Source organism: Flavobacterium sp. UBA7682, assembly GCF_002482945.1.
In the GTDB taxonomy this organism is placed as follows: Bacteria; Bacteroidota; Bacteroidia; order Flavobacteriales; family Flavobacteriaceae; genus Flavobacterium.
In genome coordinates, this window is sequence record NZ_DLGY01000006.1 from 1 (window position 1) to 20,433 (window position 20,433).

The following is a 20,433-nucleotide window of genomic DNA, read 5'->3' on the forward strand; positions in this document are numbered from 1 at the left end:
CGATAAACAAGTGCCTCCTGTTACCGTGATACTAACACTAACCTGATTACCATTGGCCAAGTTATTCTCATTGGCTGTACTAACAGTATAAGTATTAGAAGCACCATTTTGAACCGATACGCCATTTACCTTAAAATCATAACTGGCAGTGCCGCCACCTAAATTTCCGGCATTGGCCGTGAAAGTAACGCTTGTACCATAAGCAAATGTATTATCGCCATCACTGCTGCTTAAGGAAACTGTTGGGGTTGCTAGTGGTGTTACTGTTACAGTTACTTGAGCACAAGTCGTAGTGTTACAGTTACCCGAATATCTAACATAGTAAATGGTATCAGCTAGCAAACTTGTAGTGTTTAAAGTATCTCCTGTTCCAACTAAGGTACCACCACAAGAACCTGTATACCATTGCGTCACCGCACCGGTTCCTTTTGTCCCTCCGTTTACGGTAAGTGAAGTACTTGAGCCCGCACAAATAGAAGTATTTCCTAAGATTCCAGTTGGCGCAGTCGATAAATCACAAATTGTTACATCACCTGTAGCATAATTAAAACTAACAGACTTACTACCAACTAAATTACTGGTTAATGTTCTCGAGGTATTCCCTCCAAGTTGTCCCGGTAAAAAATCGTAAGTTCCTGCAGCTTGTGTAGTAGACGCAAAAGTAAAAGCAATCGCCCCTGTAGTTATATTGGCCGAATGACCTCCTTTTTGCACAATCAATGTCCCTGATTCAACAGTGGTAGATCCGGTGTAAGAGTTCGTTGCATTAGACAAAGTCACAGTAACATTTTGTTTTACTGTAAATCCACCATTCCCGGATATCGCTCCAGTAAAAGCCACGCTCCTACCACTGTTACCATAAACGTCTATCCAAGACCCCATGTTGTTCATAGTACCGTTGAAGGTCAAATTTCCATCATATACATAAATTTCCAAAGGATCGGCAACATCTCCATCACCTTCAATGTTATTGTTGATAACGTGTGTTGCAGTAGATGTATTTGTAATGGAAGGATTCTGTGTGGTAAAATCAAAAAACCTCACTTTATTTCCAGAAAAAGTATGCGCTGCATTGGCACCGCCCTTGAATAAGAATCGCCATGTGCTAACATCCGAAGTAGATTGCTGAGAAGTTTGATGGTTATTATCCCATTCTTGTTGCCCAAATACTATAGGACTTCCATTTGGAAAATTCCACCAATTATCATTGGTTTGCCAAATGTTGTTAGTAGCCTCAGACCTCCAAGTTTGATAAGTTTGACCAAAAAAAGGAGAACTGATCAAAATCAGTAAAAAGGGTAAAATTCTTTTCATAAAGTAATTTTTAAATTAGTAAAAGTTAAAAATGACAATAACATTCAAATGACTTAAACAAGCCAAAAGGAATTAAGAAGTAGTAGAATTTGGGTCAATAAAACTATAAAATTAACCAATCCAAATTACAAAACTAAATTTAACCATACGAACGAAAACGTTTGCGTGTTAATAAATTGTTGATTTTTAGTTAATATACTACACATTCTAAAAAAAATGCGCCCCTAAATTAACAACTAAACAATTACCCTGTTCAGAGTAAAAAACTACCATACTAAATCATTCTAACCCAATTGCCATTTTAAACTAAAAAGAAACCAATTATTAACCGTTTATCTTCTTGATTAAAAACAAAAAAGCCTTGCAAAAACAAGACTTCATTTTATAAAAACTAAGATTGAACGCTAAGAATACTGCTTCTCATAATACTTCGAATATTCGCCCGAAGTTACATTATGCAACCAAACTTCATTGGCAAGAAACCAATCTATAGTTTGTTCCAAACCTTCTTCAAAAGTAACTGAAGGCTTCCAACCCAATTCCGAATTGATTTTAGAAGCATCAATAGCATACCTCAAATCGTGGCCAGGTCGGTCTTTTACATAAGTAATCAACTTCTCGGAAGTCCCGGAAGCCCTACCTAATTTACCATCCATTTTTTGACAAAGTAATTTCACCAAGTCAATATTTCGCCATTCATTAAAACCACCAATATTGTAGGTCTCGTGATTGCGTCCTTCATGGAAAACCAAGTCAATTGCAATAGCATGATCAATAACATACAACCAATCGCGGGTGTAATTTCCATCACCATAAACAGGCAAAGACTTGTTATTAATAATGTTATTGATAAAAAGCGGGATTAACTTCTCCGGAAAATGATTTGGTCCGTAGTTGTTTGAACAATTCGTAATGACATAAGGCAAACCATAAGTTTCTCCATACGCACGAACAAAATGATCTGAACTTGCTTTAGAAGCCGAGTAAGGAGAATTCGGGTCATAAGGCGTAGTCTCTGTAAACAAACCCGTTGCACCCAAACTGCCATAAACCTCATCGGTACTGACATGGTAAAACCTTTTGTCTTCAAACTTAGCTGCCCAAATGGTTTTTGCGGCATTCAATAAATTCATCGTGCCAAAAACATTGGTTTTAACAAACGCTAAAGGATCAGTTATAGAGCGATCTACATGGGATTCTGCAGCCAAATGAATTACGCCATCAAACTGGTGTTTTTGAAACAAATCATTGATAAAATCTGCATCAACTATATCTCCTTTAATAAAAGTGTAATTAGGTGTTTGCTCGATATCTGCAATATTTTCTAAATTTCCGGCATAAGTCAAGGCATCCAAATTAAATATTTGATACGCCGGATACTTAGTCACAAAACGACGAACTACATGAGAACCAATAAACCCTGCGCCACCCGTTATTAAAATCTTTTTCATTTTTTAAATCGTAATTCGTAATTCGTAATTTATAATTCGTAATTCTTTACAATCTCCCATCTGCCTTTTCATTCAAAACACCTTTGACATCAAACAAAACACCATTGGCTTTTTTCAATTTAGACAAATCAATCGTTACAAATTCTTGATGCGCTACACCCAAAACAATAGCATCAAAAGTATCGGCAGGCAAATCATTTGTCGTTACCAATTGGTACTCATGCTTCACTTCAGAAGGTTTGGCCCAAGGATCAAAAATAGTAACAGCGATACCATAATCTTCCAGAGCATGCACCACATCAACTATCTTCGTATTGCGTACATCGGGACAATTTTCTTTAAAAGTAATGCCTAACATCAACAATTTGGCCCCATTTATAGCAACGCCTTTTTTAATCATTAGCTTAACTACTTGAGAAGCTACATATTCGCCCATACTATCATTCAATCGTCTTCCGGCCAAAATAATTTCGGGATGATAGCCTTTTTCTTGTGCTTTTTGTGCCAAATAATAAGGATCAACTCCAATACAATGTCCACCAACCAATCCCGGTTTGAACGGCAAAAAGTTCCACTTAGTTCCGGCAGCTTCTAAAACGGCATGGGTATCAATTTCCAATAAATTAAAAATTTTAGCCAACTCATTTACAAAAGCAATATTAATATCACGTTGCGAATTCTCAATCACTTTGGCGGCTTCAGCCACTTTTATAGAAGGTGCTAAATGCGTTCCGGCAATAATAACCGACTTGTATAAATCATTTACTTTCTGACCGATTTCCGGTGTAGAACCCGAAGTTACTTTTAGGATTTTCTCTACCGTATGTTCTTTATCACCCGGATTAATTCTTTCCGGAGAATAGCCTGCGAAGAAATCAATATTGAATTTCAAGCCACTCACTCTTTCCAAAACAGGAATACACTCTTCCTCAGTAACTCCCGGATAAACCGTTGATTCATAGATGACGATATCCCCTTTTTTCAATACTTTCCCAACAGTTTCACTCGACTTATAAAGCGGCGTTAAATCGGGACGATTGTTTTTGTCAACCGGCGTAGGAACCGTTACTATATAATAATTGCAATCTTTGATATCGGCAATGTTATTGCTGCAAAAAAGGCCGTTAGCATCATTACTTGAGGTAACAAGAACTGCATTTAAAGTTTCCTTATCTATTTCCAAAGTGGAATCAACCCCGGAGTTCAATTCCTGAATTCTATTTTGATTAATATCAAAACCAACAACCGGATACTTTGTAGCAAACAATCTTGCTAATGGCAAACCCACATATCCTAACCCTATAACAGCAATTTTAATATTCATTATTATATATTTTTTTTGATATCCTCTGTCTCCTATTTTTTATTCTACAAAACCAACAACTGACAATTAACTGACAATTAACTGCCAATAGATTGGTAAACAAATCCAATTGCTCTCAACTTATCAGCATCTAATAGATTTCTACCGTCAAATATAAAGGCAGGCTTCAACATGCTGTCATATATTTTTTCCCAATCGTAATCTTTAAACTCATCCCATTCCGTCAATATCGCTACAGCATGTGAGTTTTCGCAAGCGGTATATGGATTGTCGAAAGTCACAATGTGTTTTTCATTATCAGCAGGTTTTCTGGTATTCAAATAATCTAAATCAGACAACACTTGTTGGTGACCAACTTTAGGATCATAAAGCGCAATATTAGCTTGCTCATTAATCAAATCATCAGCAACATAAATCGCAGCAGATTCTCTGGTATCATTGGTGTCTTTTTTGAACGCCCAACCCAAGAAAGCAATCTTTTTTCCCGATACGGTATTGTACAAAGTTTGCACTATATTTCTGGAAAAACGTCTCTTTTGATGGTCATTCATGATAATGACTTGCTCCCAATAATCAGCCACTTCGTTTAATCCGAAAGCTTTAGAAATATAAACCAAATTCAAAATGTCTTTTTGAAAACAAGAACCGCCAAAACCAACGGAAGCCTTTAAGAATTTAGAACCAATTCTACTATCCATTCCGATAGCTTTGGCTACTTCATTCACGTTAGCCTCTGTTTTTTCACACAATTCCGACATCGCATTAATCGAAGAAACTCTTTGGGCTAAAAAAGCATTAGCCGTTAATTTCGACAATTCCGATGACCAAACATTGGTTTTCAAAATGCGTTCTTTAGGAACCCAATTCGCATAAACAGCTACCAAAGATTCGATTGCTTCTTGTCCTTCCGGCGTAGTTTCACCACCAATTAAAACCCTGTCAGGATTTAATAAATCTTGGACAGCAGTTCCTTCAGCAAGAAATTCGGGATTAGAAAGAATTTGGAACTGAACACCATTTCCGGTATTGTCTAGAATGCTTTTTAAAGCTTCTGCGGTCCTTACCGGTAAAGTAGATTTTTCAACAATAATTTTATCGTTTTTAGCCACTTTAGCAATTTGACGAGCACACAATTCTATATGTTTTAAATCGGCTGCCATTCCCTTTCCTGTACCATAGGTTTTGGTTGGTGTATTTACCGATATAAAAATCAATTCAGCTTCATCAATGGCTTTATCAACCTCGGTAGAAAAGAATAAATTTTTATTTCTGGTATTGGCTACAATTTCGTTCAATCCAGGCTCGTAAATAGGAATATTATTTACATCTTCATCATTCCAAGCCGCAATTCTGGCTTCATTTAAATCGACTACAGTCACTTTAATGTGTGGACATTTTTCGGCTATAACAGCCATGGTTGGTCCTCCAACATAACCTGCTCCGATACAACAAATATTAGTTATTTTCATTATCAATAGTAATTTTTAATCTTTTTTTAAATGCTTCCAATACCACGCAACTGCTTCTTTCAAACCATCTTGAAAAGAGAATTTCGGGTTATATTTTAGTAATTGTTTTGCCTTGTCAATACTGGCTAAAGAATGAGGAATATCACCTGCTCTGTTAGGGCCATACACCACCTCAATATCAGCTATCTTCGGGTCAAATTCCGACAAATATAATTTGAGGTATTTAACCATATCATTCAAAGTTGTTCTGTCTCCAAAAGCTGTGTTATAAACCGTATTCACCGCTTCCGGATTTTGAGTCAACATCGCCAACTCATTCATTTGAATCACATTATCTATATAAGTAAAGTCTCTTGAATAATTGCCATCGCCATTAATTACCGGACTTTCCTGTGCCATGAATTGCATAACAAATTTCGGAATCACAGCCGCATAAGCACCTTTGGGATCTTGTCTTCTGCCATAAACATTAAAATAGCGCAATCCGATGGTCTCTAATCCATACGTTTTACCAAAAATTTCCGCATACAATTCGTTTACATACTTCGTAATGGCATAAGGAGAAAGTGGTTTCCCAATCTTGTCTTCCACCTTAGGCAAACTCTCTGAATCTCCATAAGTAGAAGAACTAGCCGCATAAACAAATCTTTTCACACCGGCATCTCTTGAAGCCACGAGCATATTTAAAAACCCGGAAACATTCACCTCATTACTGGTAATTGGATCATTGATAGAACGAGGCACCGAACCCAAAGCCGCTTGATGTAAAACAAAATCTATATTTTTCACTGCTTCATTACAAGTCTCAATATTTCTAATATCACCTTCTATCAACTTAAAATTTTCATGGTTTAAAAATCCTGCAATGTTGTGTCGGTGACCGGTTGCAAAATTATCTAAGCAAGTAACCAAATAGCCTTTGCCTAAAAAATAGTCACAAAGGTTTGAACCTATAAATCCCGCACCTCCGGTTATGAGAATTGCTTTTGCATTATCTATCATGACTTGAATCTTTTTAGTAGTCTGTATTTCCATTTGGCAAAGAATCCGTTTGGTTCATCATCTTCATGATAACCACTACCGTAACCATAGCCATAACTGTAGCCGTAGCCATAACCATAGCCATAACCAACACCATATTTGGCTTTATTTTCATAGCCGTTAAAAATAATGCTCACATTGTTCAACTCACCGCGTTTGGTTCTGTTGTTTAAAAGTGTCAACATTTCTTTTTTGGTAAAATTTTGACGAACGATATATAAGGTAACATCACAAAACTGAGCCAACTCTAAAGCATCCGAAACCAAACCAACCGGTGGAGTATCCAAAATAATATAATCGTAATCCTCCTTGAGACGCGCAATCATTTCCTTCATGGAATCACCAAGAATTAACTCCGATGGATTGGGCGGAATTGGTCCAGATGTGATTACATCAAGATAAGGAATGTGTGTATGCTGAATAACTTCGTCTAATGTTTTTTGACCAATCAAATAATTCACCGCTCCGATATCATTTTGAATATTGAAATCATCAAAAATCTTAGGTTTTCTTAAATCGAGACCTAATATGATGGTCTTTTTCTCGCTCAAAGCAAAAACGGTCGCTATATTGATAGAACAGAATGTTTTTCCTTCTCCACTGACAGAAGAAGTCAACATCAAAGTTTTGGTTCCTTCTATGCTTTGCTTTTTGTATAAAAATTGTAAAGACGAACGAATGGCTCTAAAGGACTCCGAAAGTGCCGATTTTGGTCTTTCAAAAACAGATAAATTGGTTTCAGAATGTTTCACTCCCACAATTCCGATTAATGGCAATTGTGTTAAGCTTGAAATATCTTCAATATTCTGAATAGAGTTACTGATAAAGAAAATAAAGAAAACCAATACCAATGGAATTAACAATCCCATAAAAAATGCCAAAACATAATTGACACCGGTTTTTGGTCCTAATAAACCACCACCAACATCTTTGGCCGGATCAATGAATTTAATATCTGATAAATTGGCCGCTTTTACGATAGAAGCTTCACTCCTTTTTTGCAAAAAGGTGTTGTAAATGTTATCGCTTAAATTGTATTTTCTAGAGAGCTTTAACCATTCTTGCTTGTTTTCAGGAAGCGTACTGATTTCACCTTCTACCTTTTGAATTTTTTGATTGACAAGCCTTAAATCATACTCTAACGCAATTCGCAATGAATTACCATTTTCCAACAACACTTTTTTAACCGATTGAATTTCGTTGTCTATTCTTTCATAATAAACATCACCTTTGATGGAATAAGCTAACTGTGATCTTTGGATAGACAAATCAATTAACTTACTAACATTACCGGTAATATTTGGTTCCTCAATACCGGCAACTGTTGGCGCAGGTAATTTTGAAAAATCCACACTGTTTTTGAGGTAATTTTTTAATAAGTTGAGATAGGCTATCTTTCTTTCCACTTCATCTTTCTGCTTGTCATAATCTATCAACTGACTCTTATAAGTGACTCCGCCTTCTTCAATGTCAAGAATATTATTGGATTTACTGAAAGTTTTTAAGTCATCACCCGAATCTTTTAATTGTTCTTCCATTTTCACCAAGGTTTCATCAATAAAATTGATCGTATTCTCGGCAAATTGGTTTTTACTTTCAAGCTGTCTTTTGATTAAAACGTCTACGGTAGCGTTTAAGTATGCAACCATTCTGGATTTGTTAGTTCCTTCCATACTTAACCTAAGTATAGAACCGGCTCTTTCATCCACATCAACACGAACACCTTTTAAAGAAGAAACAGTATTGTCAAAGGAATTGAAACGAATTAATATCTCTTCCCCAAAGTTTTTACTAGGATCTTTGGACAAATTTAATTTCCAATGTAGGAAAGGCAGATTGACTTCTTGCCCTATTTTAAAAGTTCTTTTAAATTCAGCATTGGGAACAGGAACAACTGATTTAGTATTGTCTTTGTAACGAATCACTCCTGCATTACTTGCTTGAAACGGAATGGTAATTTGATAGGTGTCGTTGGACAGCATTTTTACTCTGACAAACTGTTCATACAATTGGTCTTTACTTTTATCTATTACTACTTCGAATGGTACTTCACCATAAACATCTTGTAAAAAATATTTCGTCTGTTTGAAATAATCGATATAAAATCCTAACCTGTCTACTACTAGTTCGTTGTGAGATCTTGATTTCAAGGTAGTAGAAATCATTTGTACTTTATCCGAAGTACCACCCCAATTAAATACTAAACTTGTATTGGCAGTAAAAAAGGGATTATTCTCTTCTTGAACAGCTATTGTAGTATCAATCCCGTAAATTTTTTGTTTTCTGACATTTACTTGGTGCGCAATGGAAAAAGCAATAATTAAACCAACAACAAACCATTTCCAATAGCTCATTGTTTTAATTAAAAAACCCTTAAAATCAAAGCTATTTTGTTTATCAAAAAAAGTAAAATCTTTTACGTCTAACATGAAAATAGGTGTTAATTATTAAGCAGCAAATAAGTAGTGGTTGCTAAAGACAATAAAGTTACTATAGTGGTCAAGGATTCGATTCCTGTTTTTCCTGTTCCCCATGTTTTTTGTTTCAGAGGTTTTACATAGATGTAATCATTGGGTTGAAGAAAAAATACAGGTGAATTTACCGCTTTACTATCGGTCAAATCTATGCTGAAAGTTTCACTACCCTGAGGAAAGCTTCTTATTACTTTTACATCTTTTCTATCTCCTGTTATGGATATATCTCCAGCATTTGCAATGGCTTCCATGATGTTAACTTTATCTTGGTATAAAGTTTTAGTACCCATACTGCCCACTTCTCCATTTATGGTATACCTGAATCCGGATAGTTTCACTATTACAAAAATTCCGGCTTCATTTTTAAAAAACTTTTCGAAAAGCAACTTCTCAATCTTAAGTCTAACTTCCTCAGTGGTATAACCTAAAACGTTTAGTTCACCTAAAACAGGCAATCTTATGTTTCCATGATCATCAACAGAATAACCATTCAAATAGTTACTTTGTTCTCCGACAGAGCCAACAGTTTGTCCTCCGGTAGGATTAAATATTTCAACCAATTTAGGATCTACGGCTCTGATAGCAATATTTACCAAATCATTGGTTTGCAAACGATAAGGTTTTTGATTTGAAGGAGTTACCGCCGCATTTGTACCATCGTTTTTATTTTGAAGATAAATCAAATCCTTGGTAGGAACGCAAGAGGTCAATAAAATACTAAAGAGAAAAAATAAATATATATTGGGTTTATTCATTAGTTTTTAGAAAAAATTAGCAAACAAAGATAGATTTTTCAAATCTAAATACAAAAATGTAGTATGCTATTATTTTTTTATAAATTTTTCAAAGAATTTTCAAAAGGAACCCTATTCAAAATACTTCTTCCTAAAGTCACCTCATCAGCATATTCCAATTCATCTCCTACCGCAATTCCTCTGGCGATGGTAGATGTCTTTATCTCTAAATCTTTGATTTGTTTGAATATATAAAAATTAGTTGTATCACCTTCCATCGTTGAACTTAAGGCAAAGATCAATTCTTCCGTTTGTCCCAATTTTACTTTTTCCACTAATGAATTAATGTTCAACTGACTTGGACCAATGCCATCAATAGGCGAAATCTTGCCACCCAAAACATGGTAAATCCCTTTGAATTGATTGGTGTTTTCAATTGCCATTACATCGCGTACATCTTCCACCACACAGATAATTTTGTGATTTCTTGCTGGATTATTACAAATTTCACATACTTCTACATCTGAAATATTGTGACAAGTTTTACAAAACTTAATTTCCTCACGCATGGTTGTTAACGCTTGAGACAAAAACCGGGTTTGTTCTACAGGCTGTTTCAGTAAATGCAACACCAATCGCAAGGCCGTTCGCTTTCCTATTCCTGGTAATTGCGCTATTTCGTTGACTGCTTTTTCTAAAAGTTTTGATGAAAATTCCATGGGGCAAAAGTAACAAAATAGTCCTGAACGTTCGAGATAGATTATTAGAATTTTAGATTGTTCGTCAGATAATTGTTATCAACATTTATTCTTTACAAATAACCCAATAACCAAATCAACTCATTGACATTTTTTAGTATTTTGGCTTACTATAAAATCCAACTTATGTCACCAACGACCATCTTAATTATCATCGTCATTTACTTCGGGTTACTGATTTTGATTTCCAATATTGTAAGCAAAAAAGGAAGTGATAATGACACTTTTTTTAAAGCCAATAAAAACTCGAAATGGTATTTGGTGGCCTTTGGAATGATTGGCACTGCGCTTTCGGGTGTGACTTTTATTTCGGTTCCGGGCGAAGTGGGCAATCCCGATTTGCAGTTTAAATATTTCCAATTTGTTTTGGGAAACGCCATTGGGTTTTTAATCATTGCCAAAGTATTGTTACCGCTGTATTACCGTATGAATCTAACTTCGATTTATAGTTATATTGAACAACGATTGGGCACAATAAGTTATAAAACCGCGGCTTCTATTTTCTTAATCAGCCGAACGATTGGCTCGGCTTTCCGATTGTATTTGGTGGTGATTGTATTGCAACGCTATGTGTTTGATGCTTTCAATATTCCTTTTGCTTTAACGGTTTTAATTTCACTCGGATTGATTTTCGCGTACACGTATCGTGGCGGTTTGAAAACGATTATTATTACTGATACTTTGCAAACTTTCTTCTTAGTTTCATCAGTATTTCTGACCATTATTTTCATTTGCAATAGTTTGGATTTATCCTTTTTTCAAGCTTTTGAAACGGTTAAAGAAAGTAACTATTCTAAAATTTTCTTCTTCGAAGATTATTTGAAAGGTAATTATTTTTGGAAACAAGTGCTTGGCGGCATATTTGTAACCATTGCCATGGTTGGTCTTGATCAGGATTTGATGCAAAAGAATTTAAGTTGTAAAAACATAGGCGAAGCACAAAAAAACATGTTCACTTTCACCGGAATATTTGTGCTGATTAATATTTTCTTTTTGAGTGTTGGTGCACTCCTTTATATGTATGCAGAAAAAAACGGTATCGCAGTTCCGATGGTTGATGGCGTAGCACGAACCGACTTTTTATTCCCTGAAATTGCCTTAAATCATCTGGGCGTAATTCCGGCAGTAGTATTTTTATTGGGATTGACTGCAGCGACTTTTGCCACAACCGATAGTGCTTTGACAGCCTTAACAACTTCATTTTGCGTAGATTTTTTAGGCATGGATAAAGCTGAAAACCAAAACAAACCCAACATTGTTAGAACGCGTCATTGGGTTCATATTGGATTTTCATTTCTGATGTTTTTGGTGATTATCTTATTCAATGCGGTAAACGACGCTTCGGTAGTAAAAATGATTTTCAAGATTGCGTCTTACACCTACGGACCTCTTTTAGGGCTGTATGCTTTTGGGTTATTTGTGAAATCAAAAACGGTTCATGACAAATTCGTACCCTTGGTTTGTGTGATTTCGCCGGCGATTTGCTTTTTTATCAGCAAATATTCTGCGGACTTATTGGGAAATTACACTATAGATAACGAGTTGATTATAGTGAATGGTTTAATCACTTTTATCGGATTGCTTTTGATTAGCAAACCGGCGACGGAAAACACCCGATATTAAAAAGGCTTCCCTTTTAGCCCCGGTTGTAGTGGAAATCATCTCGATTTATCGGGATATTGTAACGAAAAACGGGAAATACCATTCCAAATAAAACCCGAACCATTCGCTCCTAGTACTGATTTGTAGCTAACAAAACCAACGTACAAGCAACCTCAACCTTAATGCCATTGCCTTGCAACAATTGGTAAAACTCAGGATTTTCGGTTCCCGGATTGAAGATAACGCGTTTGGGTTTGGTTTCAATAATATAGTTGTAATAATCACGTTGGCGCACCGGATTTAAATATAAAGTCACCGTGTCAATATTCTTTAACGGAATATTTTTAGTTCTGATGGCAACTCCGGCTACTTCTCCTTGATTTTGACCGATTGCCAACACCGAATGTCCTTTTTCAACTAACATAGTGATGGCTTTGAAGGCATATCGTTCGGGTTTTGTCGTAGCGCCGAGCACTAGTGTTTTCTTGTTTTTCATAGCGCAAATTTAACGAATAATGTTTTTAATTTAACGCTTACTTTTATTCTTTACCTATCTTTGTTGCCGATTCGAATTATTAGAAAAAATGGAAATCTTTTTGAATACTTTTTTTGTGCTGTTGGGTGCTTTGTTTTCGGTTTTGAACCCCATTGGTGCCATCCCTTTCTTTGTTGGTTTAACGCAAGATTACAATAAAACCGAACGCTTTCGGGTATCGCTTTTAACCGCCGTAAATGTTTGTATCATTTTATTAATCTCCTTTTTTATTGGCGAATATGTTTTGAGCTTTTTTGGGATAACGATTTCGGCACTTAGAATTGCGGGCGGTATTTTGATTGCCAGCTCCGGATTTGGTTTGCTGAATGCCAATCCGAAAAAGCGAAAAGGAATCAGCAAAGAAGTAGAAGAAGATTTGCAAAACAGGAATTCAATTGCGTTAACACCGTTGGCGATGCCAATGCTGGCCGGACCGGGTTCGATTTCGCTGTTGATTGCTTTTAACCAAGACCACGATTCTACACCGGAAATTTTATCCTCTGTCATTTCCATTATCATAGTCTCTTTATTGATTTTTTTAATTTTGAGAAGCGCTCATTATTTGGCTAAATATCTTGGTGCTTCCGGGATTGTGGCCATTTCCAGAATAGTTGGTTTTTTGACCGTTGCTATTGGAATTCAGTACATTATTAGTGCGGTTTTGAGTATCATCAGAGGAATATAATCAATTAAGAATAACGAATAAAAAAAGCCCACAATCTAGACGATTTTGGGCTTTTTAATTGATTTTCTTTTTTAAGAATTATTCTTTAGGCAGGAAAATTTCCGCCATCATACAGCGCGCACTTCCGCCGCCGCAAGCTTCGATAGTATCTAAACTCGAGTGAATTATTTCGACATGTGCTTCAAGTTGTGCAATTTGCTTTTTGGTCAAACTTTTATAAGCTGACTCGCTCATTACTAAGAATCGTTCATCGTTTTTACCTTTTACTTCAAGCATGTTTCCGGCGAAGTTGTTGACTTGGTCTTCCGTAATTAAAATCACTTCTTTATCATCACCACGAAGGCTGTCTAAGACCATTTTGCGTTCTTTTTTGTCATCGATACAATCGGCACAAATGACGGCAAAGGTATCACCTAAAGTCATCATGACATTGGTATGGTAGATTAGTTTTCTTTCGCCGTTAACGGTTTGGAATGCTTCAAAAATGACCGGTGTGAATTCGAAATCTTCACAAAATTCAATCATCAATTCTTCATCGGCTCTTGGAGATAAAGCACAATAAGCTTTCCCGTTTTCACGGTCTAAAAGCAAACTTCCGGTTCCTTCGAGGAAAACATTGTCTTCTTCGGCCAAGGTATAATCCATGATTTCGTTGATTTCGAAGCCATCATCTTCCAAAATATCGAGGATATCTTCTCTTCTTTCGGCGCGACGGTTTTCGGCAAACATCGGATATAAAACCACATCACCGTTTTCGTGAAATGAAATCCAGTTGTTTGGAAAAATACTATCGGGCGTATTCGGTTCCAAAGTATCTTCGACTACCACAACGTTCACGCCTACTTTTCGCAACTTGTTTACAAAAGCATCAAACTCAGCCTGTGCTTTGGCGTTTACGGTTTCGGGCGATAGTCCATCGAGTACTTTTTGGTAATAATTGTTTACCGCCGTTTGTTCATTCATGCGAAACGCCACCGGACGAATCATTAATATGGAATTGGTAGTTTGTTTCATTTTTTTGGTTGTATGTTGTCGGTTTTCTGTTTTCTGTTATCGGTTCTCTGTTATCGGTTCTCTGTTTTCAGTAAAAAAAATCAGGTTTTCCAGTTTTCTTCGACGTATTTTATAAAGTTAAAAATTTTTGCTCCTAGTATATCATAATCATTGATAAATTTTAAATTATCAGGAATTAATCCTTCGTATAAATTATGTATTTTCTCCAAATGACCTTTTGTTTCCAGACAACTTGAATGGCTAAAAACTAAAAACCTGATAAAATCTGCTTTATATCTTTTTCGCCCGTAACCTTCAATAATATTAGAAACCACAGAATCAGATGATCTTCTTAATTGGCTTCCCAATTCATAAAGTTCATACTTTGGCAAAAGTAAAGTTACCGGATGAACTTGATAGAACAAATCTAAAGCAATCTTGTAAATGTCTAAATCTTTGTAACTATTCATTATTAGAATTTTAACAGACAACAGAGAACCGATAACAGAAAACTAATCTCTAATCAACGGCAAAGTCGAACACCTCAACAATCCTTCTTGTTTGGCAATCTCTGCGTATGGTATTTCTTCTACGATAAATCCGTTATCGCGAAGCCAATTGTTTAATCTGGTGAAGTTTTTTTCAGAAACCACCACATTGTCATCTATGGAAAACACATTGGAATTCATGTCGTACATTTCGTCACGCGTAATATGGAACAAGTTGTCTTTGCCAAATAATTTGACCAAAAAAACATAATCCGATTCTTGACGGAAACCACTTTTGTAAATGATGCCTTTGTTTTTACCAACCGGTTGAAAACAACAGTCTAAATGTAGTGCATTATCGCGAGCTTCCAACTTAGATTTTACCAAATCAAACTCTTTGACTATTTTGTTTGGAAATAATTCCTTGATATAATTTACACCTTGAATGTTGGTACGAGCAGTAATATAATCTTTATAATCGGAACCTTTGTAAGTGCCAATAAAAATATAATCGTTCCAAAGCATTACGTCGCCACCTTCGATATGCACTTCTTCGGGTGGACGAACTACTTTAGCCGGATTAATTTGGTCAATGACGTATTGAATGGCATCGAGTTCTCTTTCTCTATCCGGTAAGATATTAGCTTTGATAAAAATGTCGTCAATGACAAATCCGATGTCACGAGTGAAAATTTGATTGTAGTTTTCAATCATTTCCGGGCGGTAAACCTGCACATTGTATTTTTGGAACACTTGATTAAAGGCTTCCATTTCTTTGATCATGTCGGCTTCAATAGGATAAGTTCCGGCGAGAATGTGTTCTAATGATTTAGGATCATACGCTTCATCGGCGCTTGGTGTTGGACCATTGTTTACGGCTGAACCGAGCACTACGGCTCTTAATCTTGACGTTTCGTTTTTTACATTGAGTTGTAACATAAATTAGCTTTTGGCTTTTGACAAATATAAAAAAGCTTCCCGATTAGGAGAAGCTTTGTTTATAAGTATTTCGCAGTAAAATTAATTCTTGATTAACTTCTCGGTATGAATTCGTCCATCGTCTGAAGTTATGTTGATGATATAAACTCCATTAGCATATCTACTAACGTCTAATTGGGTTTTATCGGTCATTTCTATATTTCTTTCTAAGACTGTTTTACCATCTATAGAAGTAACATTTACCTTGTTGAATTGGGCATTTTTCATCACAATGTCAATAGTATTACTTGATGGATTCGGAATAATAGCGAAACCATTGGTCAGTTTGATTAAATTAACCACACCATCATCAACCGCTGATTTGGTTGTTGAAACATTTTGATTTTGTGCTTTATACTCAAAATCAGCTGTACAACCTTCGGGATAAGCGGCAAATTGCGACCCTAAAACGGCTTCAAAACCGGGATTTAATTCAACATAATTTGCGGCATGATAAACAACTCCATTGGCTAAAACGTTGTCACCGACTGACACAATATTAGCGGCTTTAATCCAATCTGATCTTTCCTTTTCTTTAGTAGTGGCAGTAGCCAAGTTATTGAGGTTATCAGCAGGTGATACTAAAGTTAATGTTGGTTGACAACAATTGTCAAAAGTGACATCTGGACCAACATTAGCCGAGTTATCTGAGATATCATAAATAAATGTTCCCGCCGGACAATTGACATTGAAAGTACCATTGACTTGGAATTCAAAATCGCCTGATGGACTGGCGCCAAACAAACTTGGATTAACGTTAAAACAATAAGTACTTGACGTTAATGTTGTTGGCGTCGCCATACTTCCTATCACCACGTTGTTTTGTAAAATATTTAATGAGATAGTATTTACTGTCGCATTCACCGGTGGTTGATAAGTACCACAAACTTGTATTGGCGTACTACCGGTCATATCAGGACAATTGATATTAGTTGGATCTGTACTTAAAGCGCCTAATTGAGGAACAGCACAAGTTAACCCACAAATATTATCGATATAAACAGTACCAAAGTGTGCTGAAGGCTCACAATCGCTTACCGTAAACTCGATTGTTCCCGGTTGGTTTAAAATATCTTGAACATTCAATCGGGCACAAATCCAGTTGGTATATAAAACCCTTCTGTTATTACTTACCACTAAAGTATTAAAAAGACAGTTGTCCGGATTCGCAATGATACAAATTTCATCTACTATATTATTGAATTGATCATAAACTCTTACTCTAAAAAATGGTTGTATAGGTTGACCGTGCGCCGGTTTATTGTCCATTATCAGCGAAAAATTAAAGTCAATTGTCGATTGATTAATGACCGGAAAGTATCTGGACATGGTAGTCACATCGGAAGAACCAAAACCATTAGCATTGTTTAACTTAATGGATTTTGTTCCTCCATTAGTATTTAACGTAGGCACATTTATTCCTAAACCTGCCAAAGTTGGATCGTATTGCTGATAACCTGCATTGGTACTGCTAATCAAAGTTATAGTTGAGCCAAAGTTGTTGGTACTCGGTGTCACCAAATTGGTTGCTGTTGCCGCTGTTGACATTGAACAAGACTGAAAAAATCCTGTACCGGTTGCCGGCTGTGGATAAGCATCAGACCAAAAAGTATAACCAGCAGTATTGGTTTCAAAATCACCATTGGTACAAGTTTGCATTACCGTTGGCGGTGGTGGTTTGGCAATATAACCGGATTTTTTATCCGGATTTTCAAAAAAGAATAATTTTCTAAGCTCGTAAATCTTAGTATTAATTAAGGCTTTTTGAAATTCTTCTTCTGTGAATTCCTCTTCTTCTCGCAAATGCTTTATCACATCATCAGTAACTTCTTTTGATAATTTGTAGTTTTTAAAATTATCATTTACAAACCGTTGGATTTCGATCTCCGTTTTTTGTGACAAAGAAATCCTGCTGTCTTCTTCAGCCAGATATTGATCGAGCTGAGCCGAGACTGTAGCTGAATTGAGCACAACACAGCTGAGTAAAACTATTTTAAATATCTTGTGCATATTATTTAGTTTTGGCAATTATAGCTTGCATTTGAGCTTTCAACGCTTCAATTTCTTTGTTGTTTTTTTCTATAGCTTTGCTTTGAGCTTCAATTTTTTTGTCTTGGTCAATAATGTAAAGGGTTAGTTCTTCTATTTTCTCCATTTGTTTAGATTGCATTTCTGCTACATCAAGACCATTTTTTGCTAATACTTCCGCCGAATCAATTCCCGGCAAATGTTTGTTAGTTTTAACAAATTTTTCTACTTCTGTTAACGGCATTAATTTGTAATCGCTAGCAAAAACATAATCTGCCCAATTGGCTGAACTTCTTAAAGCTACTTTTACTTTTTCGGTTAGAATTCCACCTTCAACAAACAATTTATAGTTTCCGGTTGTACTTGGATAAACGGAAGTTGAACCCAAATAAATTTTGCCATTCGAAGTACTACTGGCAGTATTGAACCAAATATTACTATTATTCATATCAACAACTCTGTTACCGCTTGTGGTTGTAGCTTGATTGATAACACCATTATTAGCATAAAGACTGGTATCAGCTGAACTTACTACATAAGGTGTCGCTGTTGTACCATTTCCGGTAACTGTTACATTATTACCTGCAGTTACGCTGGTTGTTGGCAATGTAAATGAGCCTCCACCATTAGAAAGCGTTACTGTATTTCCTGATTGAGAAACCGTTTGAAAAGTTTGGGCAGGCAATGTAATACTGTTTCCGTTAGAGATTGATAATGTATTTCCGCTTAACGTTAAAGATTGAGCGTCTGTATTGGTAAAGGTTGGTAATGTAAATGAACCTCCTCCATTGGAAAGTGTTACTACATTTCCAGTTTGTGAAATAGTTTGCGGTGTTTGAGCCGGCAAAGTCACGCTATTTCCGTTAGAAATTGAAAGCACATTACCTGCCAGAGCTAAAGATTGAGCATCAGTATTAGTATCTTCAAAAATCGGAATGGTTACTGAGCCACCACCATTGGATAAAGTTATGGTATTTTCTGATTGAGAAAGTGTTTGTATTACTTGAGGATTTGGTAAATTAACCGGATTACTCGCTACACCATTGACAATAGTAACCAATTGGTTATTGGAATTGATCATGTTTGAAATTGAGTTAACAATCGGAGCTGAGGCCGGAATATTGTTTACATTCGTAGTCATCAAATTCGCATTTGATGATAAAACATTGGTAGTATTAGCAAAACCTGCCATTTTTTGGAGCACGACATCACCATTGGCATTAACCGTTAAAAACTTATCTGATACTTGAGTAGCTGCCGGCAAGAATTGACTGGTAAGATTTGTAAATCGAAGACCTGAATTACCGCTTACACCATGTGTAATTTCAACTTTATTGTTAGGCGTTTTATTTCCTATCCCAACTTTTCCCTCTACCAACAATCCACTAGCAGGAGCTAAAGTGGTGTTATTTGTTGTGGTTGATGCATTTGGAACATACGTTTTACCGATTACCACACCACCATTTACATCTAATCTATTAGCCGGAATTACATTGTTTCCTAAACCAATTCCGGTATGTCCGTTTTGATTGATAAAAATTCTTTGGTTTCCGACTCCATCCGCAATAATAATGGCTTTATCTGTATTGTTTCCGGCTAATTTAGCTGTAGTAGGTGCTGATTCAAGAATCACATTCCCTAAAAAAACATTTCCGTTTCCGCTGATTAAATTTTTCGCTGTTTCGGCTCCAATAAAAATATTATAACTACCAGTTCTCAAATGTCTTGGAGTATTTACTCCCAAAGCGATATTATTATTTCCATTGGCGAATAACAAAGAAGCATATCCGACAGCCGTATTGTTACTACCGGTTGTATTCGATTCCATACTTCTATGTCCAATAGCAATATTACTTGCTCCGGTAATGTTGTACATTAAACTTCTGGTACCGAAAGCACTGTTTAAAGTTCCAAAAGTATTGTACCTCATTGACTCGTTTCCAAAAGCACTATTAAAACCCGCACTTGCAATACTTAATGCTCTAACTCCAAATGCATTGTTACTATTACTAGTATTGTTAAGTAGGGCATCTTTACCAAAACCGGTGTTAAAATCGCCAGTGTTGTTTACACCTGATCCTATTCCTGAAAAAGTATTATCAGTCTGTGCGCTAGTTTTTATAACTACGGCTAAAAGAGCTAACGTTGTAAATAAAAAGTATTTTTTTTTCATAATTAAAAAAATTTGGGGCATTAAAAAATCATTTAAAAACTCGTTAATTCAGGATTACTTAAGTTTGGCTTCAATACTTATTTTGTAAAAAAAACCATCTCGTTGCTTTATTGTAGGTTGTGCATTGAAATAGTTTATTGCTTAATTTTATTAAACCAAATTTATATTATTGTTTTTGAAAAATCTTCAAAATACATATTTAATCGATAAAATACACTTTTTTGAAAAATACTAATTAATTATTCTTACATTATAGTTATAACTTTACATTGTGTTAATTTTTAGGTCATTAGCCGTCGTTGCACGAGCATAAAAAAAAGGATATGAAAAACCCAAAACAGCATCATTTCATTCTTATAAACAAAAAACTCCTTGCTTTCGCAAGG

General features: G+C 35.8%; 16 protein-coding genes. 2 read left to right on the forward strand and 14 right to left on the reverse strand.

Annotated elements, in window-relative coordinates; genetic code table 11:
• The 8 genes from B3C16_RS00865 to recR all read right to left on the reverse strand — a co-directional run.
• Nucleotides 1-1,314: immunoglobulin domain-containing protein (locus B3C16_RS00865; protein WP_291127682.1), on the reverse strand; the 1,314-nt coding region annotated here is incomplete at its 3' end.
• 404 nt (nucleotides 1,315-1,718) lie between these two features.
• Nucleotides 1,719-2,765 (reverse strand): dTDP-glucose 4,6-dehydratase, encoded by a 1,047-nt coding sequence (gene rfbB / locus B3C16_RS00870; RefSeq protein ID WP_121312916.1) that lies wholly within the window; start codon nucleotides 2,763-2,765, stop codon nucleotides 1,719-1,721.
• 46 nt (nucleotides 2,766-2,811) lie between these two features.
• Nucleotides 2,812-4,089, reverse strand: a complete 1,278-nt coding sequence (locus B3C16_RS00875; protein ID WP_199717105.1) for a nucleotide sugar dehydrogenase — start codon at nucleotides 4,087-4,089, stop codon at nucleotides 2,812-2,814.
• Between the two features lie 77 nt (nucleotides 4,090-4,166).
• Nucleotides 4,167-5,558 carry a UDP-glucose 6-dehydrogenase gene (locus tag B3C16_RS00880; RefSeq protein WP_121312915.1) on the reverse strand — a complete coding sequence of 464 codons (1,392 nt, stop codon included), beginning with the start codon at nucleotides 5,556-5,558 and terminating at the stop codon, nucleotides 4,167-4,169.
• A gap of 15 nt (nucleotides 5,559-5,573) precedes the next feature.
• Entirely contained in the window at nucleotides 5,574-6,593 is a 1,020-nt protein-coding gene (locus tag B3C16_RS00885) for an SDR family oxidoreductase (protein WP_291127692.1), read from the reverse strand.
• On the reverse strand, nucleotides 6,557-8,953 hold the full coding sequence (locus tag B3C16_RS00890) for an exopolysaccharide transport family protein (RefSeq protein WP_414655246.1): 2,397 nt from the start codon (nucleotides 8,951-8,953) through the stop codon (nucleotides 6,557-6,559). The genes B3C16_RS00885 and B3C16_RS00890 overlap by 37 nt, the downstream gene beginning before the upstream one ends.
• 86 nt (nucleotides 8,954-9,039) lie before the next feature.
• Nucleotides 9,040-9,828, reverse strand: a complete 789-nt coding sequence (locus B3C16_RS00895; protein ID WP_121312912.1) for a polysaccharide biosynthesis/export family protein — start codon at nucleotides 9,826-9,828, stop codon at nucleotides 9,040-9,042.
• A gap of 77 nt (nucleotides 9,829-9,905) precedes the next feature.
• Nucleotides 9,906-10,526 (reverse strand): recombination mediator RecR, encoded by a 621-nt coding sequence (gene recR / locus B3C16_RS00900; RefSeq protein ID WP_291127698.1) that lies wholly within the window; start codon nucleotides 10,524-10,526, stop codon nucleotides 9,906-9,908.
• 165 nt (nucleotides 10,527-10,691) lie between these two features.
• Here recR and B3C16_RS00905 point away from each other — a divergent pair, with 165 nt between their 5' ends.
• The gene (locus B3C16_RS00905) at nucleotides 10,692-12,188 is read left to right on the forward strand and encodes a sodium:solute symporter (RefSeq protein ID WP_291127701.1); all 1,497 of its coding nucleotides are present in this window, start codon (nucleotides 10,692-10,694) and stop codon (nucleotides 12,186-12,188) included.
• A 109-nt stretch (nucleotides 12,189-12,297) separates the two neighbouring features.
• Here B3C16_RS00905 and B3C16_RS00910 read toward each other — a convergent pair whose 3' ends face one another.
• Nucleotides 12,298-12,663, reverse strand: a complete 366-nt coding sequence (locus tag B3C16_RS00910) for a CoA-binding protein (protein WP_121312909.1) — start codon at nucleotides 12,661-12,663, stop codon at nucleotides 12,298-12,300.
• Nucleotides 12,664-12,751: 88 nt separating this feature from the next.
• Here B3C16_RS00910 and B3C16_RS00915 point away from each other — a divergent pair, with 88 nt between their 5' ends.
• A complete protein-coding gene (locus B3C16_RS00915; protein ID WP_121312908.1) occupies nucleotides 12,752-13,387 on the forward strand; it encodes a MarC family NAAT transporter in 636 nt (211 codons plus the stop codon).
• Between the two features lie 78 nt (nucleotides 13,388-13,465).
• Here B3C16_RS00915 and ctlX read toward each other — a convergent pair whose 3' ends face one another.
• The 5 genes from ctlX to B3C16_RS00940 form a co-directional block, all read right to left on the reverse strand.
• Complete coding sequence (gene ctlX / locus B3C16_RS00920) at nucleotides 13,466-14,401, reverse strand: citrulline utilization hydrolase CtlX (RefSeq protein WP_291127707.1); 936 nt, start codon at nucleotides 14,399-14,401, stop codon at nucleotides 13,466-13,468.
• 80 nt (nucleotides 14,402-14,481) lie between these two features.
• Entirely contained in the window at nucleotides 14,482-14,850 is a 369-nt protein-coding gene (locus tag B3C16_RS00925; protein WP_291127710.1) for a four helix bundle protein, read from the reverse strand.
• Between the two features lie 42 nt (nucleotides 14,851-14,892).
• Complete coding sequence (locus B3C16_RS00930) at nucleotides 14,893-15,807, reverse strand: dimethylarginine dimethylaminohydrolase family protein (protein WP_121312905.1); 915 nt, start codon at nucleotides 15,805-15,807, stop codon at nucleotides 14,893-14,895.
• Nucleotides 15,808-15,888: 81 nt separating this feature from the next.
• Nucleotides 15,889-17,856: a T9SS type A sorting domain-containing protein gene (locus B3C16_RS00935; protein WP_291127713.1), complete on the reverse strand. Its 1,968-nt coding sequence runs from the start codon at nucleotides 17,854-17,856 to the stop codon at nucleotides 15,889-15,891.
• A gap of 1 nt (nucleotide 17,857) precedes the next feature.
• Nucleotides 17,858-20,047, reverse strand: a complete 2,190-nt coding sequence (locus tag B3C16_RS00940; RefSeq protein WP_291127717.1) for a beta strand repeat-containing protein — start codon at nucleotides 20,045-20,047, stop codon at nucleotides 17,858-17,860.
• Nucleotides 20,048-20,433 lie beyond the last annotated feature (386 nt).